A 758-nucleotide genomic window follows, 5' to 3' on the forward strand; every position below is an offset into this window, starting at 1 on the left:
GCAACAAGGAAAGCCTGCGGGCGTATTTCCCCGCCACAGAGCGCATTCTGTTCGCGGAACATTATCAGGGGCCGTATCGTCCGAAAGATGCCGGGTATGCGGCGAAGGGCAGTGCACTGAAACAGCATGTGATGGCCCCGCTGATTTCTTACTTTCGTGATGCGCGAGCTGCCCTGGGGATAACGGCAAAACAGATTGCAGATGCCACAGGAAAGAAAAACATGGTGTCGCACTGGTTCAGTGCCAGTCAGTGGCAGCTACCGAACGAAAGCGATTATCTGAAATTACAGTCGCTGTTTGCCCGGGTGGCAGAAGAGAAACATCAGCGGAGAGAACTGGAAAAGTCCCATTACCAACTGGTCAGCACATACAGTGAGCTGAGCCGGCAGTATATGGAACTGCTGAGTGAATATAAAAATTTGCGGAGGTATTTCGGTGTGACGGTGCAGGTGCCGTACACCGATGTGTGGACGTATAAACCGGTGCAGTACTATCCAGGGAAACATCCGTGCGAAAAACCGGCAGAAATGTTGCAGCAGATAATCAACGCGAGCAGTCGTCCGGGAGACCAGGTTGCAGATTTTTTTATGGGCTCAGGTTCAACGGTAAAAGCGGCACTGGCGCTCGGGCGTCGTGCGATTGGCGTTGAACTGGAGACCGGACGTTTTGAGCAGACAGTCAGGGAAGTTCAGGATTTAATCGTTTGAAACGGATGAGATTGCAGAATTAATTACGCACCATTATTATTCTGCTCCCGG

1 protein-coding gene is annotated in these 758 nt (G+C 51.6%); it reads left to right on the top strand.

Annotation, left to right across the window (positions count from 1 at the left end; genetic code table 11):
• The coding region (locus BFF42_RS19075; RefSeq protein WP_146753301.1) for a DNA methyltransferase at positions 1-707 on the top strand (707 nt) is incomplete at its 5' end.
• Between the last annotated feature and the right edge of the window lie 51 nt (positions 708-758).

Origin of the sequence: Shigella sp. FC1661, from assembly GCF_001712525.1 — a bacterium.
Classification (GTDB): Bacteria; Pseudomonadota; Gammaproteobacteria; order Enterobacterales; family Enterobacteriaceae; genus Escherichia; species Escherichia coli.